Annotated in this window: 11 protein-coding genes and 3 pseudogenes; 10 read left to right on the top strand and 4 right to left on the bottom strand. The window is 41.0% G+C overall.

The features are described 5' to 3' along the window. Positions 1 to 2: 2 nt before the first annotated feature. From acs to BTR_RS10930, 3 genes are all read right to left on the bottom strand, one after another. Positions 3 to 1946, bottom strand: coding sequence for an acetate--CoA ligase (gene acs / locus BTR_RS10945; protein ID WP_012232497.1), 1944 nt, complete (start codon positions 1944 to 1946; stop codon positions 3 to 5). 877 nt (positions 1947 to 2823) lie between these two features. Further along, on the bottom strand, positions 2824 to 3003 hold the full coding sequence (locus BTR_RS10940) for a hypothetical protein (RefSeq protein ID WP_244393469.1): 180 nt from the start codon (positions 3001 to 3003) through the stop codon (positions 2824 to 2826). Between the two features lie 1510 nt (positions 3004 to 4513). Beyond that, positions 4514 to 5221, bottom strand: coding sequence for a YggS family pyridoxal phosphate-dependent enzyme (locus BTR_RS10930; protein WP_012232495.1), 708 nt, complete (start codon positions 5219 to 5221; stop codon positions 4514 to 4516). Positions 5222 to 5411: 190 nt separating this feature from the next. On the opposite strand from BTR_RS10930, the gene leuS reads away from it, so the two are divergent. Further along, positions 5412 to 8066, top strand: a complete 2655-nt coding sequence (leuS, locus tag BTR_RS10925; protein WP_038474757.1) for a leucine--tRNA ligase — start codon at positions 5412 to 5414, stop codon at positions 8064 to 8066. After that, entirely contained in the window at positions 8053 to 8646 is a 594-nt protein-coding gene (locus tag BTR_RS10920) for an LPS assembly lipoprotein LptE (RefSeq protein ID WP_012232493.1), read from the top strand. The genes leuS and BTR_RS10920 overlap by 14 nt, the downstream gene beginning before the upstream one ends. Positions 8647 to 8656: 10 nt before the next feature. Here BTR_RS10920 and fsa read toward each other — a convergent pair whose 3' ends face one another. Further along, positions 8657 to 9310 carry a fructose-6-phosphate aldolase gene (gene fsa / locus BTR_RS10915; protein ID WP_012232492.1) on the bottom strand — a complete coding sequence of 218 codons (654 nt, stop codon included), beginning with the start codon at positions 9308 to 9310 and terminating at the stop codon, positions 8657 to 8659. Between the two features lie 1079 nt (positions 9311 to 10389). On the opposite strand from fsa, the gene BTR_RS12840 reads away from it, so the two are divergent. The 8 genes and pseudogenes from BTR_RS12840 (at position 10390) to BTR_RS10865 (ending at position 19099) form a co-directional block, all read left to right on the top strand. Further along, a complete protein-coding gene (locus tag BTR_RS12840; protein ID WP_012232491.1) occupies positions 10390 to 10539 on the top strand; it encodes a hypothetical protein in 150 nt (49 codons plus the stop codon). A gap of 113 nt (positions 10540 to 10652) precedes the next feature. Beyond that, positions 10653 to 12860 carry a primosomal protein N' gene (locus tag BTR_RS10905; protein ID WP_012232490.1) on the top strand — a complete coding sequence of 736 codons (2208 nt, stop codon included), beginning with the start codon at positions 10653 to 10655 and terminating at the stop codon, positions 12858 to 12860. A 20-nt stretch (positions 12861 to 12880) separates the two neighbouring features. Next, positions 12881 to 13183: pseudogene (locus BTR_RS13610) on the top strand (primosomal protein N'); the annotation flags it as partial. Between the two features lie 559 nt (positions 13184 to 13742). Further along, positions 13743 to 14034, top strand: a pseudogene (locus tag BTR_RS13605) (hypothetical protein). 498 nt (positions 14035 to 14532) lie between these two features. Beyond that, positions 14533 to 14646: pseudogene (locus BTR_RS13595) on the top strand (YfjI family protein); the annotation flags it as partial. Between the two features lie 1386 nt (positions 14647 to 16032). After that, complete coding sequence (gene atpH, locus BTR_RS10875; RefSeq protein WP_012232486.1) at positions 16033 to 16617, top strand: ATP synthase F1 subunit delta; 585 nt, start codon at positions 16033 to 16035, stop codon at positions 16615 to 16617. Then, the gene (gene atpA, locus BTR_RS10870; protein ID WP_012232485.1) at positions 16617 to 18152 is read left to right on the top strand and encodes a F0F1 ATP synthase subunit alpha; all 1536 of its coding nucleotides are present in this window, start codon (positions 16617 to 16619) and stop codon (positions 18150 to 18152) included. Before atpH ends, atpA begins: the two co-directional genes overlap by 1 nt. Positions 18153 to 18172: 20 nt before the next feature. Beyond that, a complete protein-coding gene (locus tag BTR_RS10865) occupies positions 18173 to 19099 on the top strand; it encodes a F0F1 ATP synthase subunit gamma (RefSeq protein ID WP_012232484.1) in 927 nt (308 codons plus the stop codon). Positions 19100 to 19103 lie beyond the last annotated feature (4 nt).

Raw genomic sequence — 19103 nt, 5'->3', positions numbered from 1 at the left:
TTTTAATTTTGTCGGTTGGCAATTAGATCTTCAACAACTTGTGGTTCGGCAAGGGTTGAAATATCTCCTAAATTATCGAAATTATTTTCAGCGATTTTTCGTAAAATACGTCTCATAATTTTTCCTGATCGCGTTTTGGGAAGCTGCGGAGCAAACTGAATTTTATCCAATATAGCAATGGAACCTATTTCCTTTCTGACATGCTTGATAAGGTCTTTTTGCAATTCTTCACTTGGCGCTGTTCCTTCCATGAGGGTGACAAAACTGTAGACCCCCTGTCCTTTAATGGGGTGAGGGTAACCAACAACAGCGGCTTCAGAAACAGCAGGGTGCAAAACAAGGGCAGATTCAATTTCTGCTGTTCCAAGTCTGTGTCCTGAGACATTGAGAATGTCATCAACGCGCCCTGTAATCCAATAATAGCCATCACTATCGCGTCTACAGCCATCACCTGTAAAATATTTCCCTTTATAGGTGGAAAAATAGGTTTCGATAAAGCGCTCGTGATCCTTATAGAGCGTGCGCATTTGTCCTGGCCATGAGTCAATAATACAAAGATTGCCTTCTGCTTCTCCTTCCAGAATATTTCCTTGCTCGTCTATGATTTGCAGTTGAACCCCAAAAAAGGGACGTGTGGCGGAGCCTGCTTTAAGGGGCGTGGCACCGGGGAGGGGGGTGATCATATGTCCCCCTGTTTCTGTTTGCCACCATGTATCGAGAATCGGACAACGGTCATTTCCAACGGTGTGATAAAACCATTCCCATGCTTCTGGATTAATGGGTTCACCTACGGTTCCTAAAAGACGTAAGGATGTTCTTTTTGAGTGTTCAACAAATGAATTTCCCGCACCCATTAAGGCGCGGATAGCTGTTGGTGCTGTATAGAGCGTATTGACTTTGTGTTTGTCGACAATTTCCCAAAATCTTCCCTTATCAGGAAAGGTTGGTGTGCCTTCAAACATTAAAGTGGTGGCTCCGTTGCATAAAGGACCATAAACCAAGTAAGAATGCCCCGTAATCCAACCAATATCAGCTGTACACCAGTAAATTTCACCAGGGTGATAATCAAAAACATATTTGTGGGTTATTGCGGCATAAACAAGATAGCCCCCTGTGCTATGCAAAACACCTTTGGGTTTGCCGGTTGAGCCTGAAGTATAAAGAATAAAAAGCGGATCTTCAGCATTCATTGGTTCTGCTGGACAGTTTGTTTTTGCATGAGTGATTTCTTCGTGGTACCAAAAATCACGCCCCTCTATCCAATCAATTGGTCCGCAAGTCCGCCGTATAACCATAACTTGATCGACACGCACATTTTGGCGGGCGGCTATTTCAATAGCATGGTCAACATTGTCTTTTAAGTTAATTCGTTTGCCACCCCGCAAGCCGTGATCAGCAGTAATGATGAAGGTCGATTCACAGTCAACAATGCGTCCTGCTATGGCTTCAGCAGAAAAGCCTGCAAAAATAACCGAATGAACAGCACCAATGCGGGCACAAGCGAGCATGGCATAGGCTGCTTCGGGAATCATAGGAAGATAAATGGTTACTTTATCGCCTTTTTTGACACCGTGGTTTTTTAAAAGATTGGCAAAACGACAAACATGTTCATAAAGTTCGTTATAGGTTATTTTTTTATCATGATAAGGATTATCCCCTTCCCAAATGAGCGCAATTTGATCGCCATGGGTTTTCAGATGACGATCAATGCAATTATAGGCTACATTTGTTATCCCATCCTCGTACCATTGAATTGATACACCATCGTTAAAAGAAGTGTTTTTTACTTTTGTAAAGGGTTTAAACCATTCAATACATTGACCATGTTTTGCCCAGAAGCTTTCTGGATCATTGATGCTTTCTCGATACCATTTTTGATAAGTTTCCTCATCGAGCAAAGTATTTTTTTTGATCTCTTCTGATATCGGATAAATTTTTTCAGTCATGTTTCCCTCTTTTGATTTATCTTAGGGAAAATCAGCCCATTGTATTTTTAGGCAAAACTTCCCCGTAAGCTTTTCATTATGAGGGTAGACTAAATGACAAAGATTGGAATAGTCAATTTTTAAAATCTGAAACTCTTGTCTTCAAGAGCGTATTTTATGCTCATTGAGGATATTTAAATGCAACAGAGCCTTGTCGTACAGAGCTTTTTATAAAAGCATAAAGATATTAAAAAATATCATATAAGAGGTAGATGAAGGTACTTTATTGATTATCGCTTTGAATGTTTTTTATTTTGTATTGCCTTATTCAAATAAGAATAAGTTCATTAATAATTAAATAACCCAAAATATCTACATAAACTATCAAAAACAATGAACAGAATTACTGTATATAGTGTTGATTTTATAGCTACTTTCCAACTGTAACCACCAATTTTTTTAAAACCAATAGCATATATAGGGATGAATACAATAAGCATGCAAAACATTCTTACGATTTCATAACGAATGTTCATTATAAAATATTTCTCACAACTTGATATAAACCAATATAGTTAAATAAAAGATTAACCATAAAGAATATAGAGCTTATTAATAATGAATTTTTTAGAGAATCTTTCCAACTATTATAATAAATAAATCTATAATAAAACATATATAAAAAGCCAAAGAAAAACGTTGCTATAAGCGATTCAATGATTTTATAAGCAAAATCTGACATTACGAAATCCAAATTACAATACATGTGATTATAAAGTATAAATATCTCTGAAGTCCATCTCCACCATGATTGTAGACAATATGACTTAGATATTTTTTTGAAAACAATTACAAAATTATTAACTTCAGAGATATCTTTGTCGCTATTCTCTATAAATTAGAACCAACACTCATGAGCTTTCTGTACAAACCCCAAACCAAAACCTCCGAGGAAACCGGTCGTAAAGCCTGTAACTCCACCCATAAGTGCACCTGGACCAGATATAGCTCCCACTGCTGCTCCGGTTATCCCTCCTGCAACTGCCAAGTCAAAACCCTGTGCATTCATGTGATTCATAAAATCACTAGGTCTACATGCATTTCCATAAATGATAGGTGTTGAGTCATTTATCGTATAAGTTAAACCTGAACCAAAATTTCTCATATTAATCCTCCTAATATTATCTACATTAAAAATAACAATAAAAATACTGTATAAATAATAAATATATTATGTATATAAGTAATCTTATTCTCAATAATATAATAATATTACTTACGTTATTCTAAATTATAAGAAATATCATCCTATTTTTTCTTAATTAAAATTTAAAGTTAGAAGGCCTTATCCATCTGAAAATTTGGTATTTTTTTAATTTATGAGAATAACAAGGGAATATATTTATAATTGAAATCAGTTGTGTTTTTATTGTTTGTACGCATGGATTAAGATTAATGCTTTTTAGCGATTGTTGATTGCATCTTACTTCTCTCTGTGTGTAGAAAACTTCTATGCTATCGTTTGTCCTTATGATTGTTATCATATTGTTTAGCATTGTTTTTTTATGTTCGCTTTGACATTTAAGGTGCTGATTGTGCTCAAGTGACTTATCCGAGAATTAAAGAGCCGTATTGATAGTCTTAAGGCTTTTCCTTCTGCTGTACGCTATTAGTAGGTGGGGAAGTTGTTTATGCATACTAGAAAAGTGTGAGAGAATTCGTGGTTTTTAATGGCAATCATTGTGGTAAGCGTGTTGAATATTCTTTTGCGATTATTTATTTCACGACAGTTTTTTCATTCATGCGCAATGCTTCTCTTATCATTTTGCCTTTATATGTATATGTAGGATTTCTTTTGGGGTGCTTTAAAGAGACCTTTCTCAAGGCAGCCAAGCCCATCTCAAAATGGTGCTTGTGATTGGTATAACGATAAATCCTAACGATAAATCCATTGAGCGCCCCCATCTTTACGCTTATGCAGGAGCAAGCTGGCACCATCACATACTTTTTCGGTCCCCAATATTTGCAACAGCCTTTGGCATTTGAGAGCGTTCATAAGAACTATTTTTATTCCTTTTTTATACAGTTTTATCCATACACATCCCACACTTGTAATGTGTAAGCAAGTGGTTTTGATTGATTCAATATAAATAGGTTTGGAATGAGAGAATCTTACGTTGTTCGGGGCTCTCATTCAAGTTGAGTGACGATAGATTGTCATTATAAATCAATGTGTTGCTTTTTATTTAGAGGTGTTAGAGGAGGAGAGTAATGAAGCGTTAAGGTGTGAGAGCATGCAAGCCAAATTGCAGGGCTATTTTGAAGTCATTGTATGGGTTGAGGATGTGCTGGTAAGAAACTTTAGAAGGCTCAGCTTTTTTGCTCCTTTTGCTCATAGGATGGAAAGAAGGGGGTGGAAAGAGGGAGCAGAAAGGAAAGGGTGAAGGGAGAGACGGGCGTTTTTTCTGCTAGAGTTGCTCTTTTAGTGAGAGGAATATTTTTTTCATTTCTGTTGTTTTGGGCTTGTTCGTAGAGTTTTCAATGGGGATGTATCTTGGGGGAATGGATTTACATGAAGCGAAGTGGTTTTACACGGGGCGTTTTCCAAATAAAGCAGAGCCAATGCGAAGGACATTCGAACCAAATTGTAGAGCTGTTTTAAAATCATTGGACATGCCCATGGAAAGCTTTGGAAGACCGGCTTGTTTTGCTAGCTTTGCTAATAGGGCGAAATAGGGTCCAGGGTTTTCGTCCACAGGGGGGATGGCCATAAGACCAATGATATCAAGTCCATAGTTGTTTTTGCATTGAGAAACAAAAGGGATTACTTCTTGCGGTGCTATACCACTTTTTTGCGGTTCTAAGCCAATATTGACCTGAACATAGCAGGGGATATGCCTTTTTTGTTTTTGCATTTCTTCTGCCAAAATTTTGGCTATTTTTTCACGATCAACCGTTTGAATGACATCAAAAATCTTTACAGCTTCAGCAGCTTTATTGGATTGTAGGGGACCGATGAGGTGAAGTTTAATATTTTCAAATTGTTGACGTAACCCGAGCCATTTTTGTGCTGCTTCTTGCACGCGGTTTTCTGCAAACAGAGATTGACCTGCTTGTAAAAGAGGGCGTATATCCTCTATGGAAACAGTTTTTGAAACAGCGATAAGTTCAACTTCTTCCCTGGGGCGTTGTAGCTCTTGGCAGAGTGCCGCAATGTCTTTTTGAAGGTTGTGTAATGCTTCAATAGAAGAGTTATGAGGGGGGGAGGGGCTATGAGGGGGTGTTTGTGTCTTCATGTTTTTGTGCTTTATCGTGTTTGTTTAAATTTTGTTCAAGTTTTATTCAAGGGTTGGTGTTTTTATAAAATACTTAGGGAAATATTTCACGAAAATGTTGACGATGAGATTAATCCATGGTCAAGCATAATAAAACAAGTTTTTGGTTCAGTTTTATTAAAAAGTATAAATTAAAAAGAGTATAATGGGAATGACGATTGAACATTATAAGATAGGCGAGCGCTATAATCCACGTGCGAGAGAAAAAAAATGGCAAGAAATTTGGGATGAAAAGAAAATTTTTCAGACTGTCCAAGGAGATGGTCGCGAGAAATATTATGTTTTAGAAATGTTTCCTTATCCATCAGGGCGCATTCACATGGGGCATGTGCGCAATTATGCCATGGGAGATGTTGTAGCACGCTATAAACGTGCAAAGGGCTTTAACGTGCTTCATCCTATGGGCTGGGACGCGTTTGGTATGCCGGCTGAAAATGCTGCTTTGCAAAGTAAAGTGCATCCTAAAACTTGGACCTATGAAAATATTGCGGTCATGCGTGGGCAATTAAAGCAATTAGGGCTCTCACTCGATTGGGCGCGTGAGTTTGCAACGTGTGATGTGGACTATTACCACCGCCAACAAATGCTTTTTCTTGATTTCTATCAAAAGGGGTTGGTGGCGCGTAAAGTGGCGAAGGTCAATTGGGACCCGGTTGACCACACTGTTTTGGCCAATGAACAGGTTGTTGATGGACGGGGTTGGCGTTCTGGAGCGTTGGTTGAACAACGTGAGTTGACCCAGTGGTTTTTCAAAATTAGCGATTTTAGTGAAGATCTCTTGGCGGGGCTTGAAGAACTAGATCAATGGCCGGAAAAAGTTCGCACGATGCAAAAAAATTGGATCGGGAAATCCCAAGGTTTGCTGATTCGTTGGGCTTTAAAGTCGACAGCTGATGATGCAGGTGGTTCTAATGATGTTTGTGAGGCATTTGATGAGGTTGTTTGTTACTCAACGCGTCCTGATACACTGTTTGGTGCTTCCTTTTTGGCTTTGTCTGTTGATCATCCCATTGCACAATCTCTTGCAAAAAAAGACAAAGCCTTAGCGGCTTTTATCGAAAATTGTCGGTGTGGTGGAACGACAACAGCAGCACTTGAAACAGCTGAAAAACAAGGGTTTCTCACCCCTCTTGTGGCGGTGCATCCTTTTGATGAAACAGTGCATATCCCCGTTTATATCGCTAATTTTGTGCTAATGGACTATGGTACGGGGGCTATTTTTGGTTGTCCAGCTCATGATCAGAGAGATTTCGATTTTGCGCGTAAATATGATCTTCCGATAAAACCAGTGGTTTTGCCAAGGGAAACTAAGGTAGAAGATTTCGTTCTTGCTGAAATGCCTTATACGGGTGATGGGGTGATGATCAATTCCAGCTTTTTGGACGGCTTGACACCACAACAAGCCTTTGAAGAAGTCGCCAAAAGGCTTGAGCAACAAGTGCTTCATGGGCAGCCGCAAGGGAAAAAAACCGTGCAATTTCGATTGCGTGATTGGGGAATTTCGCGTCAACGTTATTGGGGATGCCCCATTCCTATGATCCATTGTACATCTTGTGGCGTTGTGCCTGTACCACGGGCCGATTTGCCGGTTGTGTTGCCGGATGATGTTACTTTTGATCAACCGGGCAATCCTCTTGCGCGGCATGAAATGTGGCAGGATGTTGCTTGCCCGATCTGTGGTCAACCTGCCAAACGCGAAACGGATACCATGGACACATTTGTTGACTCTTCTTGGTATTATGCGCGCTTTACAGCTCCTTTTGCACCAGAACCTGTTGAAAAACAAGCAACCGCTGAATGGTTGCCTGTGCAACAATATATTGGTGGAATTGAGCATGCCATTTTGCATCTTCTTTATGCGCGCTTTTTTATGCGTGCTATGAAATTGGTCGGTCATGTGAGTGTGGATGAACCTTTTAAGGGGCTTTTTACCCAAGGGATGGTGGTGCATGAAACCTATCGGGATGATCAAGGGTGGGTTTCTCCAGCAGAGATTTCGATTGTTGAAAAAGATGGAAAGCGGTGTGCTTATAAATTAACCGATCAAAGCGAAGTGACGATTGGTTTGATTGAGAAAATGTCAAAATCAAAAAAGAATGTCGTTGATCCCGATGATATTATTGCATCTTACGGCGCTGATACGGTACGCTGGTTTGTGTTGTCAGATTCTCCCCCTGAGCGGGATGTTATCTGGACAGAATCGGGTGTTGAAGGCGCACATCGCTTTGTCCAGCGTGTTTGGCGCCATGTGGCTTTGAGTGCTGCTGTTTTAAAGGATGTGGCGCCCCGGGCGGGGCATCAGGGGGCGGCTTTAGAACTGTCAAAGGCAGCGCATCGCATGCTCCACGCTGTAGAAGATGATTTAGAAAAATTCGCTTTTAATCGCGCTATTGCACGCCTTTATGAATTCTTGAATATTATGGCACCTTTGCTCAATAAGGTGGCAGATGTTGAGGATGAAATGAAAGCGGCTTTACGTCAAGCCATGGATTTTTTTCTTGCCATGATTGCACCTATCATGCCGCATTTAGCGGAAGAATGCCATGCTGCTTTAGGGGAGACAACTTTAATGTCTGAACTTGCTTGGCCTGTATATGATCCCGCATTAATCGTTGAAGAAAGCTATACTTTGCCAGTACAAATTAATGGTAAAAAACGCGGTGAAGTGACTGTTGCTGCAACAGCGAGTGAGACGATGATTAAAGAAGCGGTTTTGGCTTTAGATTTCGTCCAGGCGCAGCTGGTTGAAAAGCCTATGAAAAAAATTATTATTGTTCCACAAAGGATTGTGAATGTCGTTCTTTAAAAGTTTTCTGCTTGTCGTTTTAGCGGGTGTCTTAACATTGTTGTGTGGGTGCAAAGTTGAACCGCTTTACCGTCAAGAGTCGCAGAGTTTAAGCGCAATGAATTCTGCTGTTTATGGGGACTCTTCTCGGCAAGCTTCTTTGGGGCTTGCGCAAAAGCTTGCCTCTATTGTTGTGGAAGAGCCTTCGGATCGTTTTGGACAAATGGTGCGCAATCATCTGCTGTTCCTTTTGTATGGAAAGGGTGGTAAGCCTTCTCTACCGGCTTATCGATTGGCATTGCAGATATCCGTCCTTACAAGAGAATCGATGCAGATAGAGGTTGATCTTGAGAAAAAGAGAAAAGGACGTCCTTCTGTTGGAACTGTTATGAGCAAAGCTTCCTATACCTTGCAGGATATGAAAAATATCCCTGTTGCAAAAGGAACAGCAATGATGAATGCATCTTTTGAGCGGCTTCGTCAAGAATATGCAACGATGCAAGCAGAAGAAGATGCAAAAAAACGTGTAGCAGAAGAGCTCGCTGAACAGATTTTTTTGTTACTTTCAAAAGATCTTTCTCATAAAATTCCTAGCCACTAGCCACTAGCCACTAGGCAATATTTTGTCCAGTTTTTTTCCAGTCGTTAAGAAATATTTGCAACCCTTTATCAGTCAGAGGATGTGTGATGAGGGCTTTTAAAATTGCTGGTGGAACTGTTGCAACATCAGCACCGCTGAGGGCTGCTTCTTTGACATGACTAACGGTGCGAATTGAAGCGGCCAAGATTTGCGTTTCAAAGTTATAGTTATCATAAATTGTGCGAATTTCATGAAGTAGTTCACTGCCATTTATTCCGCAATCATCGAGTCTCCCGATAAAAGGCGAAACGAATGTCGCACCTGCTTTGGCAGCAAGTAAGGCTTGATTGGCAGAAAAACAAAGTGTGAGATTTGTTTTTAAGCCTTCTGCTGTAAGGGCTTTACAAGCTTTTAATCCATCAAGTGTTAAAGGAAGCTTGATGCAAATATTGTCAGCAACCTTTGCTAAAACAGCTGCTTCTTTCATCATGTCTTCAAATTCTGTTGCTGCAACTTCAGCAGAAACAGGTCCCTTAACGAGAGAACAAATTTCTTTTGTCACTTCAAGAATATTGCGTCCTGAGTTTAGGATCAGAGAGGGATTGGTGGTCACACCATCAACAAGGCTTAAATTCTGTAACTCTCGTATTTCTTCAATATTGGCACTGTCCACAAAAAATTTCATCTCTAACCTCTTCTTTTTAGCTTTTTTATTCCAAAGCTTTTCATATTTTATCCTGTGTTTTGTTATGCGTTATTGTTGCTTGCAAAAGCAAGAGCAAAGATCTCTTTAGAAAATGGGAATGCTATGGTGTTAATGAAAAAGAATTCCATGCTATTCATCATGCATCCACTTTCTGTAAAGAAAGATCGCGTGTTGTTTCCATGCCTCTTTCATGGCATTGCTCGTAATAAGACATAGGGCTCATTGTGCACGAGTGTTTTTGTATCTTGGCATTTTTGCCTATCGGCATCTTTGCAGAGCGATAGCTTTATACTTATGGCAATAGGCGAGTATTATCACACCCTTTGTTCGTTTTTCGTTGGTGATTGTTCTTGATACCTGAGAATTTTGACGTTTCCTTCTCTCAAGGGTTTACGTTTAATTTTTTTTGTCGCGTGTCAGTGAATGGATTTTTGTGTCGTAAAACACCATTAAAGAAGGGGTGCGTTTTACGCGTGAAGTTTTTCAATTTATTTATAACGAAAAAATTCTCATGTTGAGCGTTTTTATTACGGCTGAAAAATAATTTATCTTTATAAATTAATATCTTAATAATAATTTGAGATGTGAGATGGAAAGAAAATAAAAGTATGTATCTTGAGCATGCAGTCACACTATGGGATAGCTTTGTTGAGAGGCATACTTACGATATCATGTTGAAGGCTTAATCGTGATGAACTTTATTTGCACAGAAGAATGGCGCTGTTTTTTGTTATAGAGGTTGACGTTGTGTTGATTGTTGGCGTTTTAGAGATGGAATGCGTATTAAAAAGAATTTTTGTGAGAAAAGTGTTATTTCTTAAAGTCAATGTATTGATTTATAATGATAATATAGCGTTATTCAACTTGAATGAGAGCCCCGAACAACGTAAGCTTCTCTTATTCCAAACTTGTTTATTTTGAATTAATCAAAACCATTCGCTTGCACGTCACAAGCGGAATGAGCGTGTGGATCAAATTTGTATAGACAAGGACTAAAAATGGCTCTTATGAATGCTCTTAAGTTCTAAGGACTGTCGCAGCACCCACGGGCTGGCAAAGTGTGGGATAGTGCCGGCTTGCTTCTCCTTAAGCGTAAAGATAGAAGTATTCAACGGATTTACCCTCATACCATTCACGGGCGCTGTCGTGAAATGGGCGTGGGTGCTTTAAGAGATGTCTCTTTAAGGGAGAGTGATCGAATCCCGTGATGAATTTTACTTGCAATAAGTTTCATATAATCGTGTTTAAAGATAAAATGTAGATCTGTTGGTGCTTAAGAGGATCGTAGACAAAGGGGGAGGATTGTAGATTGGTTAAAAAGATGAATTCAAACATGATAGAGGAAAAGGTTGTCTCTGTGTTGGTTCCTCTTCCTGTTGCGCATGCTTATAGTTATAAAGTTCCGTCTTCTATGGAGGTGGAAATTGGTTCTTTTGTTCGGGTTCCTGTTATGGGGCGTGAGCTTTGCGGTTTTATTGTGGATATTGAAGAGCAGACAAAGAATGGGCAACGGACTGCTTCGGTGGCGCGTGAAAAATTACGCTTTGTGCTTCATGTTTTTGATTGTCCCCCGTTAAAGGCAGAAATGATTACATTTTTGCGGTTTGTGAGTCGTTATACAATGACGCCTTTTGGTCTTGTTGCACGATTGGTTTTATCCGTACCGGCTGCTTTAGAGCCGGAAGCACAGATGCTGGGACTGCGCTATTGTGGGGGAGATGTGGAACGTCTTACACCAGCCCGCTTACGGGTTTTGGAATTGGCGCGCAATGAGAAGATATGGACACGTACAGGGCTTGCGCATGCGGCTGGAACTTCTGTTTCTGTTGTTGAAGGGTTAAAAGCGCTAGGAATTTTTGAAGAGGTTAAGGTTCCTGCTCCTGATCTTGTGGGCATGCCTGATCCTGATTTTTGTCCTCCTCAATTGCAGGGTGCACAAAATGAGGCAGCAAAGTTGTTGCGGGAAGGAGTTTTGTCTTCTCAGTTTCAAGTTTTTTTGCTTGATGGTGTCACGGGTTCAGGAAAGACAGAAGTTTATTTTGAAGCAGTTGCTCAAGCTTTCAAAGGGGGTAGCCAAGTTTTAATTTTATTGCCGGAAATTGCTTTAACACAGCAGTTTTTAGATCGTTTTTATGCACGCTTTGGCGCTGCGGCAGCAGAATGGCATTCCGATTTGATGCCGCGTCGTAGAGAACGCGTCTGGCGGCAAGTTGCAGAAGGGCGGGTGCGTGTCGTTGCGGGGGCTCGTTCGGCGCTTTTTCTTCCCTTCCACGCGCTTGGCTTGATTGTTGTTGATGAAGAGCATGATAGCGCTTATAAACAAGAAGAGCGCATTTTTTATCATGCGCGTGATATGGCAGTTGCACGGGGCTCTTTTGAGCATTTTCCTGTTATTTTAGCCTCAGCTACACCGTCGATTGAAAGCCAAGCCAATGTTTTAAAAGGGCGTTATCAAAAGGTGCATTTACCCTCTCGTTTTAAAGAAGTTGCACTTCCACAGTTGCGGGTGGTTGATATGCGTCAAGGAGGGGTGCAAAAGGGGCGCTTTATTTCTTTTGCTCTTGAAAAGGCTTTAAAACAAACACTTGAGAAAGGCGAGCAGGCGCTGCTTTTTCTTAATCGTCGTGGTTATGCTCCTTTAACTTTATGCCGAGTTTGCGGACATCGTTTTCATTGTACCGATTGTTCAAGTTGGTTGGTCGAACATCGTGCGCAAGGGCAATTAAAATGTCATCATTGTGGCTATCACCAACCCATTCCAGAAGCCTGTCCTGAATGCGGGACATTAGACCATCTCGTAGCTTGTGGACCGGGTGTGGAAAGAATTGCAGAAGAAACACAAGGGCTTTTTCCGCAGGCGCGATCATTGATTCTTTCAACAGATCTCAAAGGGGGGATTGGGCAGTTGCGAAGCGAATTGCAAGCCATTGCCAATGGTGATGTGGACATTATTATTGGGACACAGTTGGTCGCTAAAGGACATCATTTTCCCAAGCTTTCTCTGGTGGGGGTTATTGATGCTGATCTTGGTCTTGCCAATGGTGATTTACGTGCGAGTGAACGTACCTTTCAGTTGCTTTCTCAAGTGACTGGAAGAGCAGGGCGGGTAGGATTGGAAAGTTTAGGATTATTGCAAACCTATCAACCCGATCATCCGGTCATAAAAGCTTTACTTTCATGCCAACCAGAAGAATTTTACACCCGTGAGATTGCAGCACGCCAATATTATCATTTACCTCCCTATGGACGACTTGCCTCTTTGATTGTATCGGCACAACAGCGCCAAGCCGCAGAAAATTATGCGCGAGCACTCCGTCAAGCTGCGCCACGGGAAAAAAATATCTCGGTTATGGGACCGGCAGAGGCGCCTTTGGCTCTGGTTCGGGGGCGTTATCGTTTTCGGCTTTTACTGCAAGGCCAGCGCTCTTTTGATATACAAGGGTTTATTCGTGCAATGCTTAGCAATAGTCCCAAAATGCCTAGTTCCGTCCGGGTTCAAATTGATATTGATCCACAAAGCTTTTTTTAACAATCAATTTTCTCTCTTAAGTGATTGGAAGAGCAGGGCGGGTAGGATTGGAAAGTTTAGGATTATTGCAAACCTATCAACTGGGTCATCCGGTCATAAAAGCTTTACTTTCATGCCAACCAGAAGAATTTTACACCCGTGAGATTTTGAGCACGCCAATATTATCATTTGTCTCCCTATGGACGACTTGCCTCTTTGATTGTATCGGCACAACAGCGCCAAGCCGCAGAACATTATGCGCGAGCACTCCGTCAAGCTGCGCTTTGGGGGAAAAAAATATCTCGGTTACGGGACCGGCAGAGGCGCCTTTCTTATTAGTACAACATATTGATTTATTAAGATTTTCACTTTTTTTTATGTTACAGGTAGGGAGCTTGTGTTGCGTGAAATTGTGCAAGAAAGGCATGCCTCTTATGAAAAATTTCCGGCGTAAAGGGCTGCCGCAACATTGAGACAGTGTGTGATAGTATTGGTTTGCTCTTGATCAAACGTAAAGGTGGTGTTGATCAATGAGGGTACTCTTATCGCATTCATGGGCGCTGTCGCGAAATGGGCTTGGGAGCGTTGAGAGATGCCTCATGAACACAAGCACGTGAATATGTAATGCAAGTATATTCCGTCTGGAGAGCTATATTTTATGAGGAGCATGATTCTATAAAAAACGAGAGTCACAAAAATGTGAGGTATTTCCTAATTTCCATTCTTTAAAAGACATTGCTTTGGACGCTTTTGAAAGTCACAAAATAGAATCAAAAAACGAACATTTTTTTGATACGGAAATGCAAAATAGATATAAAATATTTACTCTAACAGTACCTTTTAAAGAAATAGTAAAAATGTGTTGTATTAGAACTATATTGTAACACATTGAGTGGTCGTAAAGTGGCTGAGACAACATTTACTTTTCGCGTTGGATAATGTATTAAAAAATGAATTTTCTAAAGCAGCAAAGGTGTGCGATAGATTTGGTGCACAATTTTTGCGGGATTATATGCGCGATATCGTAAAAAAACAAAAGGAAAAAAGTGCACACGATTTATGGTTTCGGGAACAAGTTCAATGAGGGATAAATTCTGCTCATGCAGGCGATATAATATCCTCTGAAGAAATCGAAGCAGAAGAAAAAGAATGGCGCTTAGAAACACAAAATAAGCTAGATAGATCAACTTTATGAAGCTTATTTGAACACAAATAGCACACGTTGACCGCAAAAAGACACGTGAATTATCATAAGACAATTCTTCTTCTGCATTAAATTTTGATCAACTTTTATCCGAAAAGGTAGAAAAACTTGTTAAGCTTCTTAGCTGTTGGTCGTTGAGGGTAAATTGTCAATACACGTGAGCTTGTTGTACATCTAAATTATATCATGATTTATGATATTTCAAATGGTGTTGTGCTTATTTTGCGTGTGCTTCATACAAAGAGAAAATTTCCTTAGCCAACTGTATTTTTATGTATTTGGTATATGTGATGCGATTTTAGTAAAAAATGCTTCTCTATTATTCTTGAAGCAAATTATTTGACGATACCATACTTTGTTTGTATCAATGGGTAGTGATAAACGCTCTTTTTTACTGTTGCGAATATGATTGTGCAACCATTTCGTACACCTCTTAGTTTCTTATCACTTCTTATTCGTCAAAGAGATGATGATAGTTTTGTAAAACGGCGTTTTGTTATCAATGATACAACGGTAGAAAAGCTTGAGAAATTACTCAATGAATATCCCTGTGGTTTCTTGTTGATACGCGACAAATTGGCTGGATTTCTTTCTCAAAAGGAGATGATCCATTTCTTACGTTGTTGTTATTCGCATTCTTTAATGGGGGCAGATTTTTCATGCAAAGCAGAACGTTCAAAATAGAATATTCCCAAAACAAAATGTCATTATAGTTACCTTCATAGGCTTGTTTGAGCAGATATTTCTCAAAATTCTTAAATTCATTTATGATGTTGTTCGTGAATAATGTAAATACTTTCATAAAGGTATAAGTTGGCACCATTATCGAGTTTCTAGAAACTCTTGATACTTGAGCGTGTTTATTTATAGGAAGTGTTTTTCTTTAATCATTTTATCCTTCTTTCTTGCTTGTGAGGGAGCAAGGGAATGATTTTGATAAAAGGATTTGAAATGAGAGAGTCCTAAGATACTTGAGATACTTGGAGGGCATCTGGAATGAAAAGTGAAGCATTATCCTTATAAATCAATGCATTTTATGCTTAAAAGTGTTTTCACAAGGCAATATATTTGGACAATATATTTATTGAAATGTTTTAAAAAGAGTGGACATTTAACGCAAAAGGATCATTTTTTTAATTTTATGGGGATATCCATTATTATTTCTTGCTTATCCGCTTGAAATAACAGATTTTTTCAGTCGCAGTCGCAGTCGCAGTCGCAGTCGCAGTCGCAGTCGCAGTCGCAGTCGCAGTCGCAGTCGCAGTCGCAGTCGCAGTCGCAGTCGCAGTCGCAGTCGCAGTCGCAGTCGCAGTCGCAGTCGCAGTCGCAGTCGCAGTCGCAGTCGCAGTCGCAGTCGCAGTCGCAGTCGCAGTCGCAGTCGCAGTCGCAGTCGCAGTCGCAGTCGCAGTCGCAGTCGCAGTCGCAGTCGCAGTCGCAGTCGCAGTCGCAGTCGCAGTCGCAGTCGCAGTCGCAGTCGCAGTCGCAGTCGCAGTCGCAGTCGCAGTCGCAGTCGCAGTCGCAGTCGCAGTCGCAGTCGCAGTCGCAGTCGCAGTCGCAGTCGCAGTCGCAGTCGCAGTCGCAGTCGCAGTCGCAGTCGCAGTCGCAGTCGCAGTCGCTTCTCGCTAAAGCTTTTGTGGGGATAAAAAGGGTGATCTTTTAGAGAAAAAGCATTTTTTTGTGACGGCAAGAGCGTTTGAAGCAAAATAAAGAGCGTGAAATTTTTTCACAGAATGTCAAAAAGAGGCATAAAAAAATCGTGATGCCATCTTGGAGATCTAAAAAAATCCTTTTCAAAAATATTTTGAATATTTTATTTAAAATTTTTAAAAAGCAGCGATTTGTGGTGTTGCGAGTCGGCTATGTCTATGCTAGAAACCGAATGGTTTTCGTTCGAGGTTTTAAGAAGAAGATTCTTAAAATTGAGAATGTCTGTTTCATTATCATCTGATAACTATCAGAGAGTCGCTCAAGGGAAAGAGGCGGTATTTCGTGTCGGATTCATTTTCTCTCATACCGCTGCCGTTGGTAGATCAACGTTATGCGCAAGCGCTTTTTAATTGCGTTCAAGAAGCAGGAAACGTTGAAAAAATTGAAAGGGCAGTGGAAGATTTTTTGTTTGTCTTAGAGCAAAATGAAGATTTAAAACACTTCGTGCTCAGTCCGTTCTTTTCAGTCAAAGAGCAAATTAAGGTGATGCAATCTGTTTGTGAAAACATTAAATTTGCTGATAAAGAAGCAGGGCAGATTGTTAGTAATTTTTTACGCGTTATCGCAGCAAATCGTAGGCTTAGTGCTGTATTTGGTATTCTCCATGCTTTTCAGCGTTGTGTTGCACGCGCTCGGAAGCAATTTACTGCACAAATTATTTCTGCGCGCCCCTTAAGTTCTCAACAAAAACAAGAGTTGTGTGAGACTTTGGAAGGTGTCATTGGGGGAAAAGTTTTGCTACATATCATTGTAAATCCAACAATTCTTGGTGGATTAATCATTCGTGTCGGGGCGTCTCAAATTGATACGTCTCTTTTAACAAAATTGTCTTCGCTTAAGCTTGCATTGAAAAAAGAGGTCAGCTGATGGATATTAGACCATCTGAAATTTCAAAAATTCTAAAAGAGCAAATCAAAAACTTTGACCAAAAGGCTGAGGTTTCAGAAATTGGTTGGGTTCTCTCTGTGGGGGATGGTATCGCTCGCGTTTATGGTTTGGATAATGTTCAAGCTGGGGAAATGGTTGCTTTTCCAAATGGTGTGCGTGGGATGGCGCTCAATTTGGAAGTTGATAATGTCGGTGTGGTCATTTTTGGCTCAGATCGCGATATTCGTGAAGGGGATTGTGTAAAGCGATTGGGTGCTATTGTGGATGTTCCTGTGGGGCCCGCTTTGCTTGGGCGTGTGGTTGATGCACTGGGAAATCCTATAGATGGTAAGGGACCTCTTAAGGAAACAGAGCGTCGTCGTGTTGATGTTAAGGCGCCAGGGATTATTCCGCGTCAGTCTGTGCATGAGCCAATGTCGACCGGATTAAAAGCCATTGATGCACTCATCCCTATTGGGCGGGGGCAGCGTGAGTTGGTGATTGGTGATCGCCAAACAGGAAAAACAGCGATTTTGCTCGATACATTTTTAAACCAAAAACCTTTTCATGAAAAAGGGGCTGGACGAGAACAGGACAAAGTTTATTGTATTTATGTGGCAATCGGTCAAAAGCGTTCGACGGTGGCGCAATTCGTTAAAGTTTTAGAAGAACGTGGAGCGCTGGAATATTCTATTATTGTTGCGGCGACCGCTTCTGATCCTGCTCCCTTGCAATTTATAGCGCCTCTTGCTGGATGCGCTATGGGAGAGTATTTCCGTGATAATGGGCAGCATGCTTTGATCGGTTATGATGACCTGTCAAAACAAGCGGTGGCGTATCGTCAAATGTCTCTTTTGTTGCGTCGTCCACCGGGGCGTGAAGCTTATCCGGGAGATGTTTTCTATCTGCATTCGCGTCTTTTAGAACGAGCTGCGAAGCTGAATGCGGAAAATGGATCTGGGTCGTTGACAGCTTTGCCAGTCATTGAAACGCAAGCAAATGATGTTTCGGCTTATATTCCTACAAATGTGATTTCGATTACCGATGGGCAAATTTTCTTAGAGACCAATTTGTTTTATCAGGGTATTCGTCCTGCTGTAAATGTTGGTCTTTCTGTATCGCGCGTTGGTTCGGCAGCACAAATTAAGGCAATGAAGCAGGTTGCCGGCTCGATTAAAGGTGAATTGGCGCAATATCGTGAAATGGCAGCTTTTGCCCAGTTTGGTTCTGATTTGGATGCATCAACGCAGCGTCTGTTAAATCGGGGAGCACGCTTGACAGAACTTTTGAAGCAGCCACAATTTTCTCCCCTTAAAACAGAAGAACAGGTGGTGGTTATTTTCGCGGGTGTGAATGGTTATCTTGATTCTCTAGCGGTTTCTGATGTTGCGCGGTTTGAGCAGGGGCTTTTGGTGCTTTTGCGGAGTGATTATCAAGATCTTTTACAAGCAATTGCTGAGCAAAAGCAGATAACAGATGAGCTGAAAGATAAGTTGATCACTGTTCTTAACACTTATGCGAAAAATTTTTCGTGATGAATTGATGGAATGCTTGAATGGCCTCATTAAAGGATCTTAGAGACCGTATCGCTTCGGTTAAAGCAACGCAGAAAATTACCAAAGCTATGCAGATGGTTGCGGCAGCGAGGTTGCATCGTGCGCAAGAGGCAGCGCAATCGGCGCGTCCTTATGCGAAGAGGATGGCTGATATTTTAACCAGTGTTGCGGCTGATGTGGATGGTGTTGATGCACCGGCTCTTATGCGGGGCACGGGGCGCGATGATGTGCATCTCTTGGTGGTTTGTACGGCTGAGCGCGGTTTATGTGGTGCTTTTAATGTGCAAATCGCTCGTCGTGCTCGTGAGCAGATTAAAGCGTTGTTGGCAGCTGGTAAAATTGTGAAAATTATCACTGTGGGTAAAAAGGGTGCAGATATTTTATCGCGTGATTACAAAAGTTTGATGATTGATCACATTGATTTGCATGCTGTAAAGCGAATTGGTTTTGCAGAGGCGCTGGTGATTAGTCAACGCATTGTTGATTTGTTCAATGAAGGCGCTTTTGATGTTTGTACATTGTTTTATTCTGAATTTGTTTCCGTGATTAATCAACGTCCAACAGCTTTTGGCTTGATCCCAATGGGGGCTCCAAAAGCAGCAGTTGAGGCAACAGATGTTGTGGAACAAAAAGAGACCAGCAAAGATTCACAATCAATTGTTCATGAGGCGATTGTTTATGAGTATGAGCCTGATGCTGCTTCTCTTTTAGAGGCGCTTGTGCCACGTAATCTTTCAGTGCAAATCTTTCGGGCTTTACTCGAAAATGTTGCTGGTGAAATGGGCGCAAAGATGACCGCTATGGACAATGCATCGCGCAATGCAGGTGAAATGATTAATAAATTAACGGTGGCTTATAATCGTCAACGTCAAGCACAGATTACGACAGAACTGATCGAAATTATTGCGGGCGCTGAAGCGCTTTAAATGG

It is taken from the genome of Bartonella tribocorum CIP 105476, assembly GCF_000196435.1.
GTDB classification, from domain to species: domain Bacteria; phylum Pseudomonadota; class Alphaproteobacteria; order Rhizobiales; family Rhizobiaceae; genus Bartonella; species Bartonella tribocorum.
This window is presented reverse-complemented; position numbering and strand designations above follow the sequence as displayed.

What these genes read in the sequence shown, in the direction of transcription:
- acs (WP_012232497.1), bottom strand. Translation starts at nt 1,946, where the DNA reads ATGACTGAAAAAATTTATCCGATATCAGAAGAGATCAAAAAAAATACT.
- BTR_RS10940 (WP_244393469.1), bottom strand. Translation starts at nt 3,003, where the DNA reads ATGAATCACATGAATGCACAGGGTTTTGACTTGGCAGTTGCAGGAGGG.
- BTR_RS10930 (WP_012232495.1), bottom strand. Translation starts at nt 5,221, where the DNA reads ATGAAGACACAAACACCCCCTCATAGCCCCTCCCCCCCTCATAACTCT.
- leuS (WP_038474757.1), top strand. Translation starts at nt 5,412, where the DNA reads ATGACGATTGAACATTATAAGATAGGCGAGCGCTATAATCCACGTGCG.
- BTR_RS10920 (WP_012232493.1), top strand. Translation starts at nt 8,053, where the DNA reads ATGTCGTTCTTTAAAAGTTTTCTGCTTGTCGTTTTAGCGGGTGTCTTA.
- fsa (WP_012232492.1), bottom strand. Translation starts at nt 9,310, where the DNA reads ATGAAATTTTTTGTGGACAGTGCCAATATTGAAGAAATACGAGAGTTA.
- BTR_RS10905 (WP_012232490.1), top strand. Translation starts at nt 10,653, where the DNA reads ATGAATTCAAACATGATAGAGGAAAAGGTTGTCTCTGTGTTGGTTCCT.
- atpA (WP_012232485.1), top strand. Translation starts at nt 16,617, where the DNA reads ATGGATATTAGACCATCTGAAATTTCAAAAATTCTAAAAGAGCAAATC.
- BTR_RS10865 (WP_012232484.1), top strand. Translation starts at nt 18,173, where the DNA reads ATGGCCTCATTAAAGGATCTTAGAGACCGTATCGCTTCGGTTAAAGCA.